Source organism: Aliirhizobium wenxiniae, from assembly GCF_019511445.1.
GTDB classification, from domain to species: Bacteria; Pseudomonadota; Alphaproteobacteria; order Rhizobiales; family Rhizobiaceae; genus Neorhizobium; species Neorhizobium wenxiniae_A.
Genome location: NZ_JAEUAN010000002.1, coordinates 223,042 through 240,021, shown reverse-complemented (window position 1 = coordinate 240,021; position 16,980 = coordinate 223,042). Strand labels below are relative to the sequence as shown.

Here is a 16,980-nt window from a genome sequence, read left to right as displayed (position 1 = left end):
GGGCTTCCTGGGGGCACGATCCCCTCACCAACAAAATCTAAGACTTAGCTTTGCTAAGATCTTGATTTTGTATCCTCTCCCACAAGGGGAGAGGTAGGGTGTCGAGCTTGCCTCCCGGTATCTCTCCCCTTGTGGGAGAGATACCAATTTCGAAATCTTAGCCAAAGGCTAAGTTTCAGAAATTGCAAGTGAGGGGATCGCGACGGGCCACCACCTCCCCCAATGCGGCAATCATGCCCGATATTATCTCTGGCCTCACCACTTTGCGGCCCGCTATGATCGGGGAACAGTCAATGACACCCCGAGGCAGGCATGAGCGACAGCGCAGTTCAGACCGACGAAATCCTTTTTGACCGTATCGGGTCGGCGGCGATCATGAGGCTGAACCGGCCGAAGGCGCTGAACAGTCTCAACCTTGCCATGGTGCATGCGATGAAGCCGGCGATGGAACGGTTCGCCGAGGACAAAGACATTTCATGCGTTATCTTGGCGGGGGAGGGCGAGCGCGGGCTTTGCGCCGGCGGCGATATCCGGGCCATCTATCAGCTCGGCAAGGCCGGTGACCCGCAAGTCACCCGATTCTGGCGCGAGGAATTTCCGATCAACTACACGATCGCGCGTTACCCGAAACCCTATGTGGCGTTGATGGACGGTATCGTCATGGGCGGCGGCGTCGGGGTTGCCTCGCATGGCAGGCACCGTATCGTTACCGAACGGACGAAGCTCGCCATGCCGGAAACCGGGATTGGTTACGTACCGGATGTCGGTGCGACCTGGCTTCTGCCGCGTGCGCCGGGCGAGGTGGGGACGTGGATGGGGCTGACCGGCGAGATCGTTGGCGCGGCGGATGCCATCTATGCCGGGTTTGCGGATTACCATGTGCCGTCGGAAAGGCTTGCTGAATTGACGCAGGCTTTGGGCGCGCTCGGTGGCGGCGCGTCGGATGCGGATCTCGCGGCGGTGATCGGTGAATTTGCGACGTCGCCGGGTGCCAGCCGACTGGAGGGGCAGCGTGCGCTGATCGATCGCGTGTTCTCGTTCGATACGATCGAGGAAATTCTTGCTGCGCTTGAAAAGGAAGAGGGCGAGTTTGCCGCCTTTACCCGGAGCGTCATCGCCAAACGTTCGCCGACGAGCCTGAAGCTGACGCTGCGGCTGCTGCGCGCCGGGCGGAAAAGCTCGAGCCTGGTGGAATGCCTGGAGCGGGAGTTTACCGTTGCTTCCGAGCTTCTGCGCAACCGCGATTTCTACGAGGGCGTGCGGGCGGCGGTGATCGACAAGGACCGCAATCCGCAATGGCAGCCGGCGACGCTGGCGCAAGTGACGGAGGCGGAGCTGGACCGATATTTTGTTGGTGGGCATGCGCCGCTGTTTGCGGATCATCGGTTGTAGTGGTTGTGCGTCGAGCACGGCGATACCCCCTCTGGCCTGCCGGCCATCTCCCCCACAAGGGGGGAGATCGGCAAGACGCCGGCTCATCGCCTAAAGCAAACATCATCTTTATCTCGGCGGAGTTCTCCGCTGAATGGGGAGGGAAGGTCGTGCCAAGTGTGATCTCCCCCCTTGTGGGGGAGATGCCCGGCAGGGCAGAGGGGGGTGCCGCCAGCACCGATACCCACGCAGGCTCGCACCAGCGTGGTTGACGCGGGAATGGGGCAGGCAGTGGGTATTGGGGTATGAGGTAGATCTTGGTCTGCCTGCCCCGGCCGGTTCATCTGGTCTTCCTGGGACTTGTCAGTTCCCGCTCGACCGCGTTTCTCGACCATCATCGGAAACCGAGTTGCAACCCGTTGAGGATGCCGGTTCGCGAACCCGGTTCCCATCCGATGACGGGGATAGTGTCGCGCAATTGCCCGGCGCGAGGATGAAATGGACCCGGCATTTTGGCCAAGTCTTTTCGGGACAAGGCGAATAATTTCCACGTCGGGTCGTATCATCCCCGCTCATTGTTTGCGTGATATCTTGCCGGCCCGCGTCTAGGCGGCGTGTCAGGCTGTTTGCGGAACGCGGGCGATGACCTTGATCTCGAAATCGAAGCCGGAGAGCCAGGTTGTGCCGATTGCCGTCCAGTTCGGATAGGGCGCCGCCGGGAAAATCCGGTTCTTCACTTCCATGATCGTGCCAAACTGGTTTTCCGGGTCGGTGTGGAAGGTGGTGACGTCGATGATGTCGTCCAGCCCGGCGCCTGCGGCTTTCAGGACGGATTTGAGATTGTCGAAGGCGAGTTCGACCTGGGCCTTGAAGTCCGGTTCCGGCGTGCCGTCCTCGCGGCTGCCGACCTGGCCCGAGACGAACAGGAGATCGCCGGAGCGGATGGCGGCGGAATAGCCATGCTGTTCATAAAGGGCGTGGCGGTTCGGCGGGAAAATGGTTTCGCGCTTTGTCATGATCTGACCTTTCTTCGCGGTTTCTGCAATCGCGCATCCGATGGAATGCGGCTTCACAAGCCGGGGTCGAATTTGATATACGGCTCGTATATAAAGTGGTCGCATACGTCTCGTATGTCAAGTTCATATACGTTGCGTATTTGAAATTCGGAGTTCGTCATGGCTGGAAAACGTCTGGAGAAGATGGAGGAGAACCGCGCGAAGCTGATCGCGGCGGCGCGCAAGGCTTTTGCGGAAAAGGGTTTTGCGAATGCCTCTATGGACGAACTGACGGCCGATGCAGGCCTGACGCGCGGCGCGCTTTATCACAATTTCGGCGACAAGCGCGGCCTGCTGGCGGCGGTAGTCGATCAGCTCGACGGAGAAATGGCGGCACGGGCGCGGGAGATTGGGGCGAAAAGCGCTGGTCACGGCGAGGGTGATAGCTGGCAGGCGCTGCTGGCCGAAGGGGCGGCCTATATCGAGATGGCGCTCGATCCCGAAATTCAGCGGATCGTGCTGCTCGACGGACCGGCGGTGCTGGGCGATCCATCGCAGTGGCCGAGCCAAAACAGCTGTCTTGCCGAGACGCGCAAGGGTGTGCGGGCGATGGTCGAAAGCGGGGTGATGAAGCCCGTCGATATCGAGGCCGCGTCGCGATTGCTCAACGGTGCTGCGCTCAATGCCGCGCTCTGGGTGGCGGCGAGCGACAAGCCGGCCGAGGTCTTGCCGAAGGCAGTGGAGGCTTTTTCGCTGATGGCGGATGGATTTCGCGCCAAATCGTAACAGGCTCCATTGGCAACCGATTTCCTTCTTCGGGCGTTATGCTATTCACGTTCATCGCGCTTTAGAGGATCGGTCCTTGAGTTCTGACGAAATGCTTCATCCTCAGGATGACGATGCCCTCTTGCGCAGCGAGGCGCGGTACCGCGCCCTGTTCGAGGCAATCGACGAAGGTTTCTGCATCATCGAGTTCATCGACGGACCGCATGGGCCGCTGAGCGATTATGTGCATATCGAGGCCAATTCCGGATATGAACGGCAGACCGGGATCGCCGATATCGTCGGTAAACGGCTGCGCGAGATCGAGCCGGATGCGGCGGACAAATGGATCGCGCTTTACGGCGAGGTGTTGAGGACCGGAAAGACGGTTCGGTTCGAGCAGGAGTTCGAGGCGATCGGCCGGCATATCGAGGTGTCGAGTTCGCGGGTGGAGCCGGCGAGCCTGAGGCAGGTTTCGGTGATGTTTCGCGACATCACCGCCCGCCGGCGCGCCGAGGAGGCCTTGCGTGCCAGCGAGGCGGTTGCCCGGCGAAACGTGCAGCGGGTTCAGCTCGCACTCGCAGCAGGCGCCATTATCGGCACCTGGTTCTGGGATGTGCTGGCCGACCGCTTTACCGGCGACGATGCCCTGGCAACGGCTTTCGGTCTGGACCCGGCTGTGGGCCACAGCAACCTCACGCTCGACCAGGTCGTAGAAACGGTCCATCCGGATGACAGGGCCGGGCTGATGGAGGCGATCGGCAACGCGTTGAAGCGCGGCGGCCCCTATATCCACCAATATCGCACGAAGCGGCACGACGGCAATTATTACTGGCTGGAAGCCAATGGCCGGGTCGAGCTCGGGCCGGATGGCAAGGCGTTGAATTTTCCCGGCGTGCTGATCGACATCGAGGAGAGGCGCGCCGTCGAGGCCGAACGCGACAAGGCAATCGCGGATCTGACGCTGCTTAACGAGACGCTGGAGCAGCGTGTGGCGGCGCGCACGGAGGAGCTGATGCGCTCCGAGGAGCAGCTTCGCCACTCACAGAAGATGGAGGCTGTCGGCCAGCTGACCGGCGGTCTGGCGCATGATTTCAACAATCTTCTGGCCGGCATTTCCGGCTCGCTGGAACTGATGCAGACTCGTCTGGCGCAGGGACGGATCAGCGATCTCGACCGCTACATCACCGGGGCGCAGGGAGCCGCCAAACGCGCCGCCGGCCTGACGCAGCGGTTGCTGGCCTTTTCACGGCGGCAGACGCTTGATCCGAAGCCGGTGTTGCTCAACCGGTTGGTGTCGGGCATGCAGGACCTCATCACCCGCAGCGTCGGGCCGACGATCCATGTGGAAACGGCCTTTGCCGGTGGACTGTGGACCACATTCGTCGATGTCGGGCAGCTTGAAAATGCGTTGCTGAACCTCTGCATCAATGCGCGCGACGCGATGCCCGACGGCGGCAAGCTGACGATCGAGACATCCAATCGCTGGTTCGACGAGCGGACTGCGCGCCAACGCGGCCTTCCGCCAGGCCAATATGTGTCGCTGTGTGTCAGCGACACCGGAACGGGCATGTCGGCGGAAATCGTCGAACGCGCCTTCGATCCCTTCTACACGACCAAGCCGATCGGCCAGGGTACTGGCCTCGGGCTTTCCATGGTGCATGGTTTCGCCGGGCAATCCGGCGGAACGGCGCGCATTTATTCGGAGCTCGGCAAGGGTACGATGATCTGCATCTACCTGCCGCGTCATCTTGGCGATCACGATGGCGACGAGGATATTGCCGGTCTATCAGCGACGCCGCGATCCGCCGAAAACGAGACGATCCTCGTCGTCGATGACGAGCCGCTGGTGCGCATGGTCGCGGTCGAGATCCTCGAAGAGCTGGGCTATCATGTGCTTGAGGCAGGCGATGGGCCGACGGCGTTGAAGATCATGAATTCGGGTCAGCCGATCGATCTTCTGGTGACAGATGTCGGGTTGCCGGGCGGCATGAACGGACGGCAGCTGGCGGATGCGGTTCGCGCCGAGCGGCCGGACTTCAAGATCCTGTTCGTGACCGGTTATGCCGAAAATGCCGTGCTGAACCACGGTCATCTGGAACACGGCATGCATGTGATGACCAAGCCGTTCCTCAGTGACGCCTTTGCACGAAAGGTGAAGGAGTTGCTGTCGGAATAAGGCGGCTACTTTCGCTGCGGTTCTGGATGGTCGATGCGGTAGAGACGCGCAAAACCTTCATCGGCAACGAGATGAACGATATCGATTGTCGGCATCGGATTGTCCGGGCCGGCCATATCGGCATTCAGAAGCAGGATGTAGTCGAAGCGGTTTTTCCAGTTAGCCATATAGGGCGCATAATATGGTGCGGGCTCGGTCAGCTGTTCGGTCAGGAGCGGCATTCCTTCAGGCACGGCGATTTCACGCCAAGGCTCTCTGACGCGCAGAGGCTGCTTTCCTGATGCTGTGAACAGATAGGGCATGAAGGCGTCCCGCTCGAAGCTCGCAATGGCGGGATAGTGAATGAAGCTGGGGAACATGCCGCCGGCTATGCGCCCGATCGGCATGTTGTCGATATTCTCCGGGGTCAAACGAGGCTGGACCGGGAGGATTGCCGTACCCGGCTCAACGTGTTCCAGTACACGTTCCACGGCTGCGACATCCGCATTGCGCTGCAACCAGACATATTCGACGAAGGCCGTGCGGCAGACAATCAGAAGAAGAACGGCCGGCAGGACGAGCGATTGCAGCCGGCCCCTTATTTCCGGCCTCAGTCCGGCGGCGGCGGCAAGCGTCATCATGCACGGCAGGCGGACATCCATGCCGCCGGTGTCGAAGGCCTGGGTGGGCATGAGCATCGACAAAAGACCGGTAACGATCGCGGTAAAGACGAGGCCCCAATGCACGGTCAGAAGCTTGTGTCGGACGGTTTCCCTCACAACCACGATGAAGAGCATCACGTAGATCATGTCGATGCGCGCGTCGTAGCTCCTGAAATAGGTGAGAAGGACCTTGATCGAGCGCATGATCGACGGATTGTCCCAGTTCAGGCTGTCGAGCAGGGATACATCTTTCTGACCGGGCAATGACGGACCGAACAGGAGGAAGGCGACCAGCGGCAGGAAGACGGGAGCGACAGCTAGCACGACCCGTCCGATGGCGGCGGCGAAGGCCTTGCCTTGTCTGAAGGGAGACGCTGAGGGGCCGAATGCCAAGGCGGCCAACAGGATGGTGTAGAAAAGCAGGCCGAATGGGTGGGCGGTCAGCAGGATCGTCGCACAGGCGACCCGGAGCGGGATGGAGACCACCGCACCGCGATGCTTCAGGCATGCGTCAGCATAGGCAAAGATCAGCGCCAGACCGAGGCTGATCGAAAAACTCAAGAAGCCGAACAGAAAGACGGCATTCCAAGCCAGCACGAAGCACAGCAATTGCCACCAGTGAAAACCGCCGAAGAGCCTGCGGTTGAGCAGCGTGACGCCGATCGGCGGCAAGAGAAGCGCCAGCCCTAAAATGAAGGGAGCGATGATATCCATCGTGGCGATCTTGCCGAGCGCGAAGGCCAAAAGATCGATGGCGATATTGGTCCAGGCGACATTCCAATCGATCTCATAGAATTGCGCCATGAACGGCCGGTCGATGCCGCCTGCCAGAAGCCAGAGCCGCACATAGTGATTGGCATAATCGGTCATCGGCGGAAAGCGCACCGACAGGATAGGGATCAGCGAGATGAGGGCAGCCAGCACGATCAGGGCTGCGATCCGCCTGTCTGAAACGCGGTTTGCCTTGTTTTTGCCAGCCGTCGCCGACCCGATGTCATCCGTTCCCGATGTCATCGTCATGCCGGCTCCCTAGCGAGACACACGTTTGTCAGATCGTTCGTATTCGGTCACGGCCTTTTGCAGGTTCTCGACGTCGCCCGAGAGTTCCGCCTTGGCGTCGTTGCGGCAGATCTTGCCGATGGTGAACAAAGGCCGGCCTTTGACCTCCTGGACGACACGGCCGAGATATTCGCCGAAGACGCCCATGACGAAGAGCTGGGTGCCGGAGAAGAAGGAGATCGCCACAACCGAGCTTGCCCAGCCCGGAACGACATTGCCGGCCGCCCACTGGACGACGGCGTAGATCAGGATGGCGAAGGCGAAAAGCGAAGACATGAGGCCGAGCCAGACAGCAGCGCGCAGCGGCTTGGTCGAGAAGCTCGTCAGGGCGTCGATGGCGAGCGAGATCATCTTGCGCAGCGGATATTTGGTCTCGCCGGCAAAACGCGCATCCCGCGCGTAAGGGAATGCGGCCTGCCTGCCGCCGATCCAGCTGACCATGCCGCGAATGAACCGGTGCCGCTCGGGCATGTTATTGAGAATATCGACGACAGGGCGGGACATCAGCCGGAAATCACCGGTATCTTCAGGAATGGGAACCGAGGACAGCCTGTTCAGCAGGCGGTAAAAGACCGATGCCGTCAGGCGCTTGAATGTGGTTTCGCCGGCGCGGGCGATGCGTTTTCCGTAAACGACGTCAAACCCCTCATCCATGCGTTTGGCCATGGAGGGCAGCAATTCCGGCGGGTCCTGAAGGTCGGCGTCGATCAGCAGCACGCGTTCGCCGTTTGCGAGAGAAAGTCCTGCGGTGGCTGCCAGCTGATGTCCATGATTGCGAAAAAGTTGCACGCCGACGATGCGGGGGTCGTTTTGCGAGAGTGTCTCGATGAGAGGCCATGTCCGGTCTGAAGACCCATCATCGACGAAGATGATCTCGTAATTCTGCGTGACGGCAGAGCATGCCCGCGACATCCGTCCGGAAAATTCTTCTAGTACAGCTTCTTCGTTGAAGCAGGGAACGACGACGGAGAGCTCGGTTCTGGTCATGCGGCCAGAATAGATTTTGCCGCTTAAGATAGAATTACTTTGCGGGTTCCAGACGATGACGTGCGGCGGCTGATATGCGCCAACCACAAGACACTGTTACTTGATCCCGAGCCTGTGTTCGCGGAAGACGGTGAACAGGCCTGCCGCCACGACGATCACCGCGCCGACGATCATGTTGAAACCGATGCTTTCGCCAAAGATGACGGTGGCGATGCCGACACTGATGACGATCTGCAGATAGGTCAGCGGTTGAACCTCGACTGCGCTCAGCATTCCATAGGCCTTGATCAGGAAGAAATGGCTGAGCGTGCCGCAGACGCACAGCGCCATCAGCGCCGGCCAGTCCGCCATGGCAATCGGTGTCCAGTAGAATATGCCTATTGCAGTTGCGGCTATGGCGCCGAAGACGCCGGTATAGAGGACGCTGGTGACTGCGGAATCTTCGCGGCCGACCGCACGGGTAGCGATGCCGTAAAGTCCGAAGGAGAGTGCACCAAGCAGCGGCCAGATGAGGTGGATGCCGAATTCGATACCGGTCGGATTGAGGATGACCAGCACGCCGATGAGGCCGACGAGCACAGCCAAACCGCGCCGCCAGCCGACCTTTTCGCCCAGCAACGGTATCGACAGGACCGTGATGATCAGCGGTGTCGCCTGCATGATGGCTGTGGTCATGGCGAGACCTGCCACCGTAAAGGCGTAAACAACGACGATGATCTCAAGGACCAGCAGCGGGCCGCGCAGCATCTGCAGGAAGGGGCGTCGGGTGGCAAAGGCCTGCCGCAAGCCGCCGGGTGAAAAGGCGGCGAACAGCATGACGAAAGCGGCGAAGGCCCAGAAGCGGATCATCGTGAAGGCGATGACTGGGTATTTTTCGGCCAGAAACTTGGATAACCCGTCCTGTGCGGCAAAAATGGTTATGGCCAGCAGGACATAAAGGTAACCAGCGCTTTTGTTTTTCATTCGTCAACGACTTCGGCCTGCAATTTCAGGGCGGCGCTTGGCGCCATAGGGCGGGCCTACAGAGTTGGCCCTGATTGCACCAGAGCCATAAGCGGGTAGGAGCTATGCGCGGGTTGAGACAAGGCTTGTCATATGGCTGAAGCAAAACCGTTGCCGAATGCTGCCAAAAATGGATGAAAATTCTAAACCTCAATGTGCGGTGAGAGGGCCGTATCTCGCGGTTCTCTGGCGGTCCCGATAGTTTCTCGGCACGATTTAATCCTCGGGGACCTTTGATGAAACGCCTCCTTATTCTCGGCACCGCGATTGCCGCACTCTTCGTCCAGCCGGCCTTCGCGCAGGAGCAGAAGCTTCTCAACGCCTCCTACGACGTGGCGCGCGAACTGTTCGTTGCGGTCAACGAGGCCTTCGTCAAGGAGCATCCGGGCGTTACCATCGACCAGTCGCATGCCGGCACTTCCAAGCAGGCGCGGTCGATCGTTGAAGGGCTGGAGGCCGACGTGGTGACCTTCAACCAGTCCACCGATATCGATTTCCTCGCCAAGAATGGCTTTGTTTCTCCGGAATGGACCAAGGCATTCCCGAACGATGCCTCGCCCTTCTATTCCTTCCCGGCCTTCCTGGTGCGCGCCGGAAACCCGAAGAACATCAAGGGCTGGGCCGATCTTGCGCGTGACGACGTGCATGCCGTCTTCCCGAACCCGAAGACCTCCGGCAATGCGCGCTATACCTATCTCGCCGCCACCGCATGGGCGAAGGAAGAGTACAAGGACGATCAGGAAAAGATCGAGGCCTATATCACTAAGATTTTTGACAACGTCCCGGTCTTCGATACCGGCGGTCGTGCGGCAACGACGACCTTTGTCGAGCGCGGCCAGGGCGATGTGCTGATCACCTTCGAGGCCGAAACCCGCGGCATCGAAAAGCAGTTCGGCAAGGACAAGGTGGAGAGCGTCATTCCGTCGGTCAGCCTGCTTGCGGAATTCCCGGTTGCGGTTGTCGACAAGGTTGCCAAGAAGCATGGCACCGAGGCGCTGGCGAAAACCTATCTCGACTTCCTCTACACGGAAGAAGGCCAGAAGATCGCTGCCGAATTCGGTCACCGCGTTCATAACGAAAAGGTCGCTGCCGAATTCAAGAGCGAGTTCCCGGAAATTCGCCTCGTCAAGGTCGATGACGTATTCGGCGGCTGGAGCAAGATCCAGTCCGAACATTTCGCTTCCGGCGGCACGCTCGACAAGCTTTACGGCAGCCGCTGATTGCTCGGCCGCGGCTTTTCACGCTAGGCTGCCATCTCCACTTCCTCATTCCTGTGCTTGTCACAGGAATCCAGCCAGCCCAAGTCCTTGGGCTGGAAAAACTCTTTTCGCCGCGCAGACGCGCGTCGGCTGGATCCCTGTGACAAGCACAGGGATGAGGGATGCCACGAATTGCTGTACCACCCGGCGGATTGCCATCCACCGGGTTTTATCATGTAGTAAGGAAACGACCGCGTGAGACGACGCAATGTCCTGCCCGGCCTGCCGCTATCGCTGGGCGTGACCCTGTTTTATGTCGGCCTGATCGTCGTGCTGCCGCTGGCGGCGCTGGCATTCAAGGCGGCGAGCCTTGGGTTTGAAGATTACTGGCGGATCGTTTCGTCGTCGCGTGCGGTGGCGAGCTATCGCGTCACGGTGCTTTCGGCGCTCGGAGCCACCGTTTTCAACCTGTTCTTCGGGCTTTCGCTTGCCTGGGTAATCACCCGCTATCGCTTTCCCGGCCGTCGCATCATCGACGCCGTGGTGGATTTGCCGTTTGCACTGCCGACCGCGGTTGCCGGTATTGCGCTCACCGCGCTGTTTGCCAATAGCGGCTGGTTCGGCTCGGTGCTGGAAGGTCTCGGCATCAAGGTCGCCTATACGCCGATCGGCATCATGATCGCCATGTGCTTCACCTCGCTTCCCTTCATCGTGCGCACGGTGCAGCCGGTGCTGGAGGATCTCGATCCGGCACTGGAAGAGGCGGCGCAATCGCTTGGCGGTTCGGACTGGACGATCTTTCGCAAGGTCATCCTCCCGCTGCTCGCACCCGCACTTCTCGCCGGCGTGTCGCTGTCGTTCGCCCGCTGCCTTGGCGAATTCGGCGCGATCATCTTCATTGCTGGCAACCAGCCGATGTCGACGGAAATCACCGCTCTGCTGATCTTCATCCGGCTGGAGGAATATGATTATCAGGCGGCTGCTGCGATCGCCTCCGTGCTGCTGCTTGCCGCCTTCTTCATGCTCGCGGTCACCAACTGGCTGCAGGCGCGGGCGCTGCGTTACACGGTGAAGGGGTGAGACCATGAGCACAGTTTCCACCCGTCGCAAGCCGCCGCGCGTCGGTGATGCCCCGCTGTTTCGCCGCTTAATGATCGGCATCGTTGTCGTTCTCGTGGCCCTCGTCATCATCGCGCCGCTGGTCATCATCGGTGTCGAGGCGTTTTCGAAAGGCTGGCAGCTTTATCGCGATACGGTCATCCATCCCGATACGCTGCATGCCGTGATGCTGACGGTGCTTGCGGCGCTGATCGCGGTGCCGGTCAACACCGTCTTCGGCATTGCCGCCGCTTGGGCGATCACCAAATTCGATTTCTGGGGCAAGCGGTTTCTGCTCGTGGTGATCGAGATCCCGTTTTCCGTGTCGCCCATCGTCGCCGGTGTCGCCTATCTGTTCGTCTACGGGCTGCAGGGCCTGTTTGGGCCGTGGCTCGATGCGCATGACATAAAAATCCTGTTTGCCGTGCCGGGCATCATCATCGCCTCGATGTTCGTCACCGCACCCTTCGTGGCGCGCGAGCTGATCCCGCTGATGCAGGCGCAGGGACGGGATCTGGAGGAGGCGTCGACCTCGCTTGGCGCTTCCGGCTGGCGCACCTTCTTTTCGGTGACGCTGCCGAATGTGAAGTGGGCGCTGCTTTACGGCGTCATTCTCTGCAACGCCCGTGTCATGGGTGAGTTCGGGGCTGTCTCGGTCGTCTCCGGCAATATCCGCGGCCAGACCAATACGCTGCCGCTGCATATCGAGCTGCTCTATCACGATTATAACGCGACCGGCGCTTTTGCCGCCGCCTCGATCCTGGCGTTGATCGCCGTCTTCACCATCATCGCCAAGGTGGCACTGGAACGGCAGGGAGCCGGCCGCGTGCGCAAAACCGACAATCCGGCAGAGAAAACATCATGAAGATCCACCTCGAAAACGTCGTTAAAACCTTCGAGAGCTTTCAGGCCGTAAAGGGCGTGTCGCTCGATATCGAAAGCGGCGAGCTGGTTGCGCTTCTGGGCCCATCCGGCTCGGGCAAGACCACGATCCTGCGCATGGTGGCCGGGCTGGAATATGCCGATGGCGGCGCCATTCATTTCGGCGACCAGGATGCGACCGACATTCCGGTGCGCGACCGCGGCGTCGGCTTCGTCTTCCAGCATTATGCGCTTTTCCCGCATATGACGGTGGCCGACAATATTGCCTTCGGCATGAAGGTGTCGAAGGTGAAGCGCGACCGGGCGGCGATCGATAGCCGTGTGGCCGACCTTCTTCGTCTGGTGCGGTTGGAGGGGCTGGGCGACCGGTTCCCGGCACAGATTTCCGGCGGCCAGCGGCAGCGCGTGGCGCTTGCCCGTGCGCTTTCGGTCGATCCCAAGGTGCTGCTGCTCGACGAGCCGTTCGGGGCGCTCGATGCCAATGTGCGCCGTGACCTGCGCCGCTGGCTGCGCGAGATCCATTCGGAACTCGGGATCACCACTTTGTTCGTCACCCACGACCAGGAAGAGGCGCTCGATCTGGCTGATCGGGTAGTGATCCTCAAGGACGGGCAAATCGTGCAGCAGGGCACGCCACAGGAAGTGTGCCGCGACCCGAAATCCGCCTTCGTGATGAAGTTTCTGGGCGATGCGAATGTGATTGCTGCAGAGGTGAAAGATGGTCGGGCTCACGTTGGCGGGCTTTCCATCGAGGCTGCCGGAGTGGCCGATGGCAGGGGCGAGCTTTACGCGCGGCCGAGAGATATCGACTGGTCCGTTGAAGGGCCGGGGATTGCGGCGGAGATCACCCGCGTGCTCGACCGGGCGGATGGAAGGCGCGTGCTGGCGACGACGGGCGCGGGCGAGGCGCTGGAGTTCGATGTGGAGCCGGAGCGGGTTGTGAAGGCTGGGGATGCGGGGTTTGTGACGCTGCGTCGGGCGAAGGTGTTTTGTGCAACCCTAAGGTTGCCCTAAATTTATTATTGCAATCAATAATGGTTCGTGCGATCCTTGTAATGGGCAGCGATGCCCATTTTCTGTCAGCTTTCGTGCCAGCTCGGAAAGGACGTCGTGTCGCCAAACAGGGCGTCCCAACGACTGATTGCGCGTGATCGGCTGCGGGTTTTCCGGGGAGGGATGATCGCATGCCATTTTCTCTCGAGAACAATAGGCTAGTTTCCGCCGAGACCGAAGTTTTGCAGGAGCCTACGCAGAAGTTGGGTGGTGCGCTCACTCCGCGTTTCCTCGTCATCCATTATACGGCAGGTGCCTCGTTTGAGGCCGACCTGCAATCGCTGGCGCGCGATCAGGAGACCAGAGCCTCTGTCCATCTTCTCATCGGACGCGACGGCAGGGTGGCGCAGATCGTTCCGTTCAACCGTGTTGCCTGGCATGCGGGGCAGAGCAAATGGGGTGAAATTTCCGGCCTCAACAATCATTCGATCGGGATAGAACTCTGCAATGGCGGCCTACTGCGGAAACTCGCGAGCGGGGAATTCGTCACATGGTTCAACCAGGTCATCCCGCCAAACGAAGTGATGGAGGCTGTGCACGAGCGCGGCGGGTCGCTGAGGGGGTGGCATGTCTTTCCGCAGCAGCAACTGGACCGGTTGCTGGAAGTGGCGCATGCATTGCACGCACGCTACAAATTTCTCGACATGCTCGGCCATGACGATATTTCATGGCCACGCAAGACGGATCCGGGACCTGCCTTTCCGATGGATTCGATCCGTTCAAGGATCCTCGGTCGCCGGAATTGACGCCTGTTGCGCGCTGCGCGTGCCTGCATTGTGCGGAGTCGCTTTGACTTTTGTCGTCGGATTCATTAGGGACGGCGCAACGTTCGGCTGCGATCGTTGCAGCCAAGGCGCCAGCAGGCGCGGTAGATTCCGAAAGACAAGATTGATGACCGATATCAACGGCGCCGTTCCGGCGATCGCGAAGGCTTTGCAGAAGCGTGGTTACGAGACGCTGACCCCCGTCCAGCAGGCGATGCTGGACCCGGCGCTTGCGACAGCCGATGCGCTGGTTTCCGCCCAGACGGGTTCCGGCAAGACGGTGGCCTTCGGCATTGCCATGGCGCCGACGCTGCTTGAAGATCGCGACAGCTTTGGCCGCGCAGCAGCGCCTCTGGCGCTCGTGATTGCGCCGACCCGCGAACTTGCCATGCAGGTCAAGCGCGAACTCGACTGGCTCTACGCCGAAGCCGGTGCCGTGATCACTTCCTGCGTCGGCGGCATGGATATCCGCAACGAGCGCCGGGCGCTGGAGCGCGGTGCGCATATCGTCGTCGGTACGCCGGGCCGTATCTGCGACCATATCCGTCGCAACGCGCTCGACATGTCCGAGGTGCGGGTGGCCGTGCTCGACGAAGCCGACGAGATGCTCGATCTCGGTTTCCGCGAGGACCTGGAATTCATCCTTGAATCGGCTCCGGACGAGCGCCGCACGCTGATGTTCTCGGCCACCGTTCCGGCCGCAATCGCCAAGCTTGCCAAGAGCTACCAGCGCGATGCCGTGCGCATCAGCACCCAGGCCGAACAGAAGCAGCATGTCGATATCGATTATCGCGCTCTTCTGGTCACGCCGTCCGACCGTGAAAACGCCATCGTCAACGTGCTGCGTTATTACGAAGCGCCGAATGCGATCGTGTTCTGCTCGACGCGTGCTGCGGTCAATCACCTGCATTCGCGGCTTTCCAACCGCAATTTCTCCGTCGTGGCGCTTTCGGGCGAGCTGACCCAGAACGAGCGTACCCATGCGCTGCAGGCAATGCGCGATGGCCGCGCCCGCGTCTGCATCGCGACCGACGTTGCTGCTCGCGGCATCGATCTGCCGGGCCTCGAACTTGTCATCCATGCGGATCTGCCTACCAATTCCGAAACGCTGTTGCACCGTTCGGGCCGTACCGGCCGTGCGGGCCGCAAGGGCGTCAGCGCGCTGATCGTGCCGGTCACCCAGCGCCGCAAGGCCGAGCGCCTGCTGTTCGGCGCCAAGGTCGAGCCGACATGGGCGAACCCGCCTTCTGCCGACGAAGTGACGGTGCGCGACGAGGAGCGGCTGTTTGCCGATCCGATCTTTACCGAAGTGACGACCAACGAGGACGAGCAGGCGCTGATCGCCAAGCTGACCGAGCGTTTCGACGCCGAGAAGCTCGCCTCTGCATTCGTGGCGCTCTATCGCGGCAAGAATTCCGCACCGGAAGATATCAACGTCGTATCGCTCGAAGCCCGCAAGCCGCGCGATGGCAGCCAGGGCGACCCAGCTTCGCGGCCGCTCACTCCGCGTGGTGATTTCGGCCCGGCCGTTTGGTTCTCGCTGTCTGTCGGCCGCAAACAGCGCGCCGAGCCGCGCTGGCTGATCCCGACGATCTGCAAGAGCGGTGATTTGAGCAAGAACGAGATCGGCGCGATCAAGATGCAGGCCGACGAGACCTTCGTCGAGATTGCCGAGGCGCATGCCGACAAGTTCATGGCCAAGCTCGGCAAGGACAAGACGATGGAGCGCGGCATCCGCGTCACGCGCCTGGATGGAGCGCCGGACTTTTCGAAATTCTCTCGCGGCACGGATGACGAGGGCTTTACCAGGCGTGAAGGCCCGCGGATGGACAAGCCCTGGAAGGACGGGCCGAAGAAGGACGGTTTCCGCAAGGACAAGCCGTTCGCCAAGGACGGCCCGCGTGGCGACAAGGCTTATGGCGACAAGCCGTTCCGTGAAAAGAAGCCTTTCAGGGATGGCGATAAGCCGTTCGGTGATGCGCCGCGCAAGGACTGGAAGCCGAAGGGCGAAAAGGCTAGCGCCGAGCGCCGCATGGACGATGACGTCTGGGGTGAAAAGCCGAAGGGCGATTTTGCCAAGAAGGGCGGCGATAAGTCTTTCGGTGATAAGCCGTTCAAGAAGAAGGCTTTTGGCGACAAGCCGTTCGCCAAGGGTGATGGCGACAAGCCTTTCAAGAAGAAGCCTGCGGCCAAGGGCGGGTTCGAGAAGCGGAAGTAAAGCTCGTTCGGCAGAGTAGTGCCTCAGTCCGAGCGCTGGCGAGGCCCCTCATCCGCCTGCCGGCACCTTCTCCCCGTGATAACGGGGAGAAGGGATATGCCGCGCCCTTTCGTCTAGTCACTGACGTTGCGTGAGGCACGTCCCCTCGCCCCGTTTACGGGGAGAGGGTTAGGGTGAGGGGCAGACGCACACGCGTTCTCATCGTTCGTGGCGATGAGGCGCTGGGTGGAAGCTGAATTCAGCAGAGATCGTTTTCTCCACCAACCTCCCATCAAGAACAGCAACGATCGTCTCCAACATCTCGTCCATGTGATCGAAGACACCACTGTTGGAAAAGCGTGCAACCGACCAGCCTTCCAAGTTCATGAATTCGTCGCGACGCCGGTCATAGGCGCTGCCGGCGTGCTGGCTGCCGTCCAGTTCAATGACGAGGTCTGCTTCACGGCAGGCGAAGTCTGCGTAATATCTCCCAATTGGAAATTGACGGACGAATTTGAAGCCATTCAGCCGGCGGTTTCGAAGCTCGCTCCATAATTTCGCTTCTGCATCGTTGTCCGACTGGCGCAAGGAGCGGGCGCGAGTGGTTTTGGCTGATTGGGGACCGCGCATGGTGAGTTGCTCCTGATCCGATTGCGTTGAATGTAGCTGCTGCGTTGTCCTCTTCAATCCCGAGAATCTGGGGGCTGCCCCTCACCCTAACCCTCTCCCCGTAAACGGGGAGAGGGGACGTGGCCCGCGCGACGTTGGAGAGGGGCAGAAACGTTGCGTCT

At 60.7% G+C, this 16,980-nt stretch carries 14 protein-coding genes; 9 read left to right on the top strand and 5 right to left on the bottom strand.

Annotated elements, in window-relative coordinates; genetic code table 11:
* Positions 1 to 312: 312 nt before the first annotated feature.
* Positions 313 to 1,392: an enoyl-CoA hydratase/isomerase family protein gene (locus tag JNB91_RS03345; protein ID WP_220324099.1), complete on the top strand. Its 1,080-nt coding sequence runs from the start codon at positions 313 to 315 to the stop codon at positions 1,390 to 1,392.
* Between the two features lie 596 nt (positions 1,393 to 1,988).
* Here JNB91_RS03345 and JNB91_RS03340 read toward each other — a convergent pair.
* Entirely contained in the window at positions 1,989 to 2,387 is a 399-nt protein-coding gene (locus tag JNB91_RS03340) for a RidA family protein (protein ID WP_220324098.1), read from the bottom strand.
* Positions 2,388 to 2,546: 159 nt separating this feature from the next.
* On the opposite strand from JNB91_RS03340, the gene JNB91_RS03335 reads away from it, so the two are divergent.
* Both JNB91_RS03335 and JNB91_RS03330 read left to right on the top strand, forming a co-directional pair.
* A complete protein-coding gene (locus JNB91_RS03335; protein ID WP_220324097.1) occupies positions 2,547 to 3,152 on the top strand; it encodes a TetR/AcrR family transcriptional regulator in 606 nt (201 codons plus the stop codon).
* A 91-nt stretch (positions 3,153 to 3,243) separates the two neighbouring features.
* A complete protein-coding gene (locus tag JNB91_RS03330) occupies positions 3,244 to 5,307 on the top strand; it encodes an ATP-binding protein (protein WP_223218050.1) in 2,064 nt (687 codons plus the stop codon).
* Between the two features lie 5 nt (positions 5,308 to 5,312).
* Here the strand turns inward: JNB91_RS03330 and JNB91_RS03325 are convergent, their stop codons facing one another.
* The 3 genes from JNB91_RS03325 to JNB91_RS03315 all read right to left on the bottom strand — a co-directional run bounded on the left by JNB91_RS03325 (position 5,313) and on the right by JNB91_RS03315 (position 8,957).
* Complete coding sequence (locus tag JNB91_RS03325; protein WP_220324095.1) at positions 5,313 to 6,968, bottom strand: hypothetical protein; 1,656 nt, start codon at positions 6,966 to 6,968, stop codon at positions 5,313 to 5,315.
* Positions 6,969 to 6,977: 9 nt separating this feature from the next.
* Positions 6,978 to 7,994, bottom strand: a complete 1,017-nt coding sequence (locus JNB91_RS03320; protein ID WP_220324094.1) for a glycosyltransferase family 2 protein — start codon at positions 7,992 to 7,994, stop codon at positions 6,978 to 6,980.
* Positions 7,995 to 8,090: 96 nt separating this feature from the next.
* Positions 8,091 to 8,957, bottom strand: a complete 867-nt coding sequence (locus JNB91_RS03315; protein ID WP_220324093.1) for a DMT family transporter — start codon at positions 8,955 to 8,957, stop codon at positions 8,091 to 8,093.
* Positions 8,958 to 9,232: 275 nt separating this feature from the next.
* On the opposite strand from JNB91_RS03315, the gene cysP reads away from it, so the two are divergent.
* From cysP to JNB91_RS03285, 6 genes are all read left to right on the top strand, one after another.
* A complete protein-coding gene (cysP, locus tag JNB91_RS03310; protein ID WP_220324092.1) occupies positions 9,233 to 10,216 on the top strand; it encodes a thiosulfate ABC transporter substrate-binding protein CysP in 984 nt (327 codons plus the stop codon).
* 234 nt (positions 10,217 to 10,450) lie between these two features.
* Positions 10,451 to 11,275: a sulfate ABC transporter permease subunit CysT gene (gene cysT / locus JNB91_RS03305; RefSeq protein WP_220324091.1), complete on the top strand. Its 825-nt coding sequence runs from the start codon at positions 10,451 to 10,453 to the stop codon at positions 11,273 to 11,275.
* Between the two features lie 4 nt (positions 11,276 to 11,279).
* Positions 11,280 to 12,158 carry a sulfate ABC transporter permease subunit CysW gene (gene cysW / locus JNB91_RS03300; RefSeq protein WP_220324090.1) on the top strand — a complete coding sequence of 293 codons (879 nt, stop codon included), beginning with the start codon at positions 11,280 to 11,282 and terminating at the stop codon, positions 12,156 to 12,158.
* Complete coding sequence (locus tag JNB91_RS03295) at positions 12,155 to 13,189, top strand: sulfate/molybdate ABC transporter ATP-binding protein (RefSeq protein WP_220324089.1); 1,035 nt, start codon at positions 12,155 to 12,157, stop codon at positions 13,187 to 13,189. Before cysW ends, JNB91_RS03295 begins: the two co-directional genes overlap by 4 nt.
* Before the next feature lie 170 nt (positions 13,190 to 13,359).
* Complete coding sequence (locus JNB91_RS03290) at positions 13,360 to 13,974, top strand: N-acetylmuramoyl-L-alanine amidase (protein WP_220324088.1); 615 nt, start codon at positions 13,360 to 13,362, stop codon at positions 13,972 to 13,974.
* A 145-nt stretch (positions 13,975 to 14,119) separates the two neighbouring features.
* Positions 14,120 to 16,210 carry a DEAD/DEAH box helicase gene (locus JNB91_RS03285; protein WP_220324087.1) on the top strand — a complete coding sequence of 697 codons (2,091 nt, stop codon included), beginning with the start codon at positions 14,120 to 14,122 and terminating at the stop codon, positions 16,208 to 16,210.
* A 198-nt stretch (positions 16,211 to 16,408) separates the two neighbouring features.
* Here the strand turns inward: JNB91_RS03285 and JNB91_RS03280 are convergent, their stop codons facing one another.
* On the bottom strand, positions 16,409 to 16,819 hold the full coding sequence (locus JNB91_RS03280) for an endonuclease domain-containing protein (protein ID WP_220324086.1): 411 nt from the start codon (positions 16,817 to 16,819) through the stop codon (positions 16,409 to 16,411).
* Between the last annotated feature and the right edge of the window lie 161 nt (positions 16,820 to 16,980).

Excerpts from the sequence above, each read along its gene's own strand:
- JNB91_RS03345 (WP_220324099.1), top strand. The coding sequence starts at position 313 with ATGAGCGACAGCGCAGTTCAGACCGACGAAATCCTTTTTGACCGTATC.
- JNB91_RS03340 (WP_220324098.1), bottom strand. The coding sequence starts at position 2,387 with ATGACAAAGCGCGAAACCATTTTCCCGCCGAACCGCCACGCCCTTTAT.
- JNB91_RS03335 (WP_220324097.1), top strand. The coding sequence starts at position 2,547 with ATGGCTGGAAAACGTCTGGAGAAGATGGAGGAGAACCGCGCGAAGCTG.
- JNB91_RS03330 (WP_223218050.1), top strand. The coding sequence starts at position 3,244 with ATGCTTCATCCTCAGGATGACGATGCCCTCTTGCGCAGCGAGGCGCGG.
- JNB91_RS03325 (WP_220324095.1), bottom strand. The coding sequence starts at position 6,968 with ATGACGATGACATCGGGAACGGATGACATCGGGTCGGCGACGGCTGGC.
- JNB91_RS03320 (WP_220324094.1), bottom strand. The coding sequence starts at position 7,994 with ATGACCAGAACCGAGCTCTCCGTCGTCGTTCCCTGCTTCAACGAAGAA.
- JNB91_RS03315 (WP_220324093.1), bottom strand. The coding sequence starts at position 8,957 with ATGAAAAACAAAAGCGCTGGTTACCTTTATGTCCTGCTGGCCATAACC.
- cysP (WP_220324092.1), top strand. The coding sequence starts at position 9,233 with ATGAAACGCCTCCTTATTCTCGGCACCGCGATTGCCGCACTCTTCGTC.
- cysW (WP_220324090.1), top strand. The coding sequence starts at position 11,280 with ATGAGCACAGTTTCCACCCGTCGCAAGCCGCCGCGCGTCGGTGATGCC.
- JNB91_RS03295 (WP_220324089.1), top strand. The coding sequence starts at position 12,155 with ATGAAGATCCACCTCGAAAACGTCGTTAAAACCTTCGAGAGCTTTCAG.
- JNB91_RS03290 (WP_220324088.1), top strand. The coding sequence starts at position 13,360 with ATGCCATTTTCTCTCGAGAACAATAGGCTAGTTTCCGCCGAGACCGAA.
- JNB91_RS03285 (WP_220324087.1), top strand. The coding sequence starts at position 14,120 with ATGACCGATATCAACGGCGCCGTTCCGGCGATCGCGAAGGCTTTGCAG.
- JNB91_RS03280 (WP_220324086.1), bottom strand. The coding sequence starts at position 16,819 with ATGCGCGGTCCCCAATCAGCCAAAACCACTCGCGCCCGCTCCTTGCGC.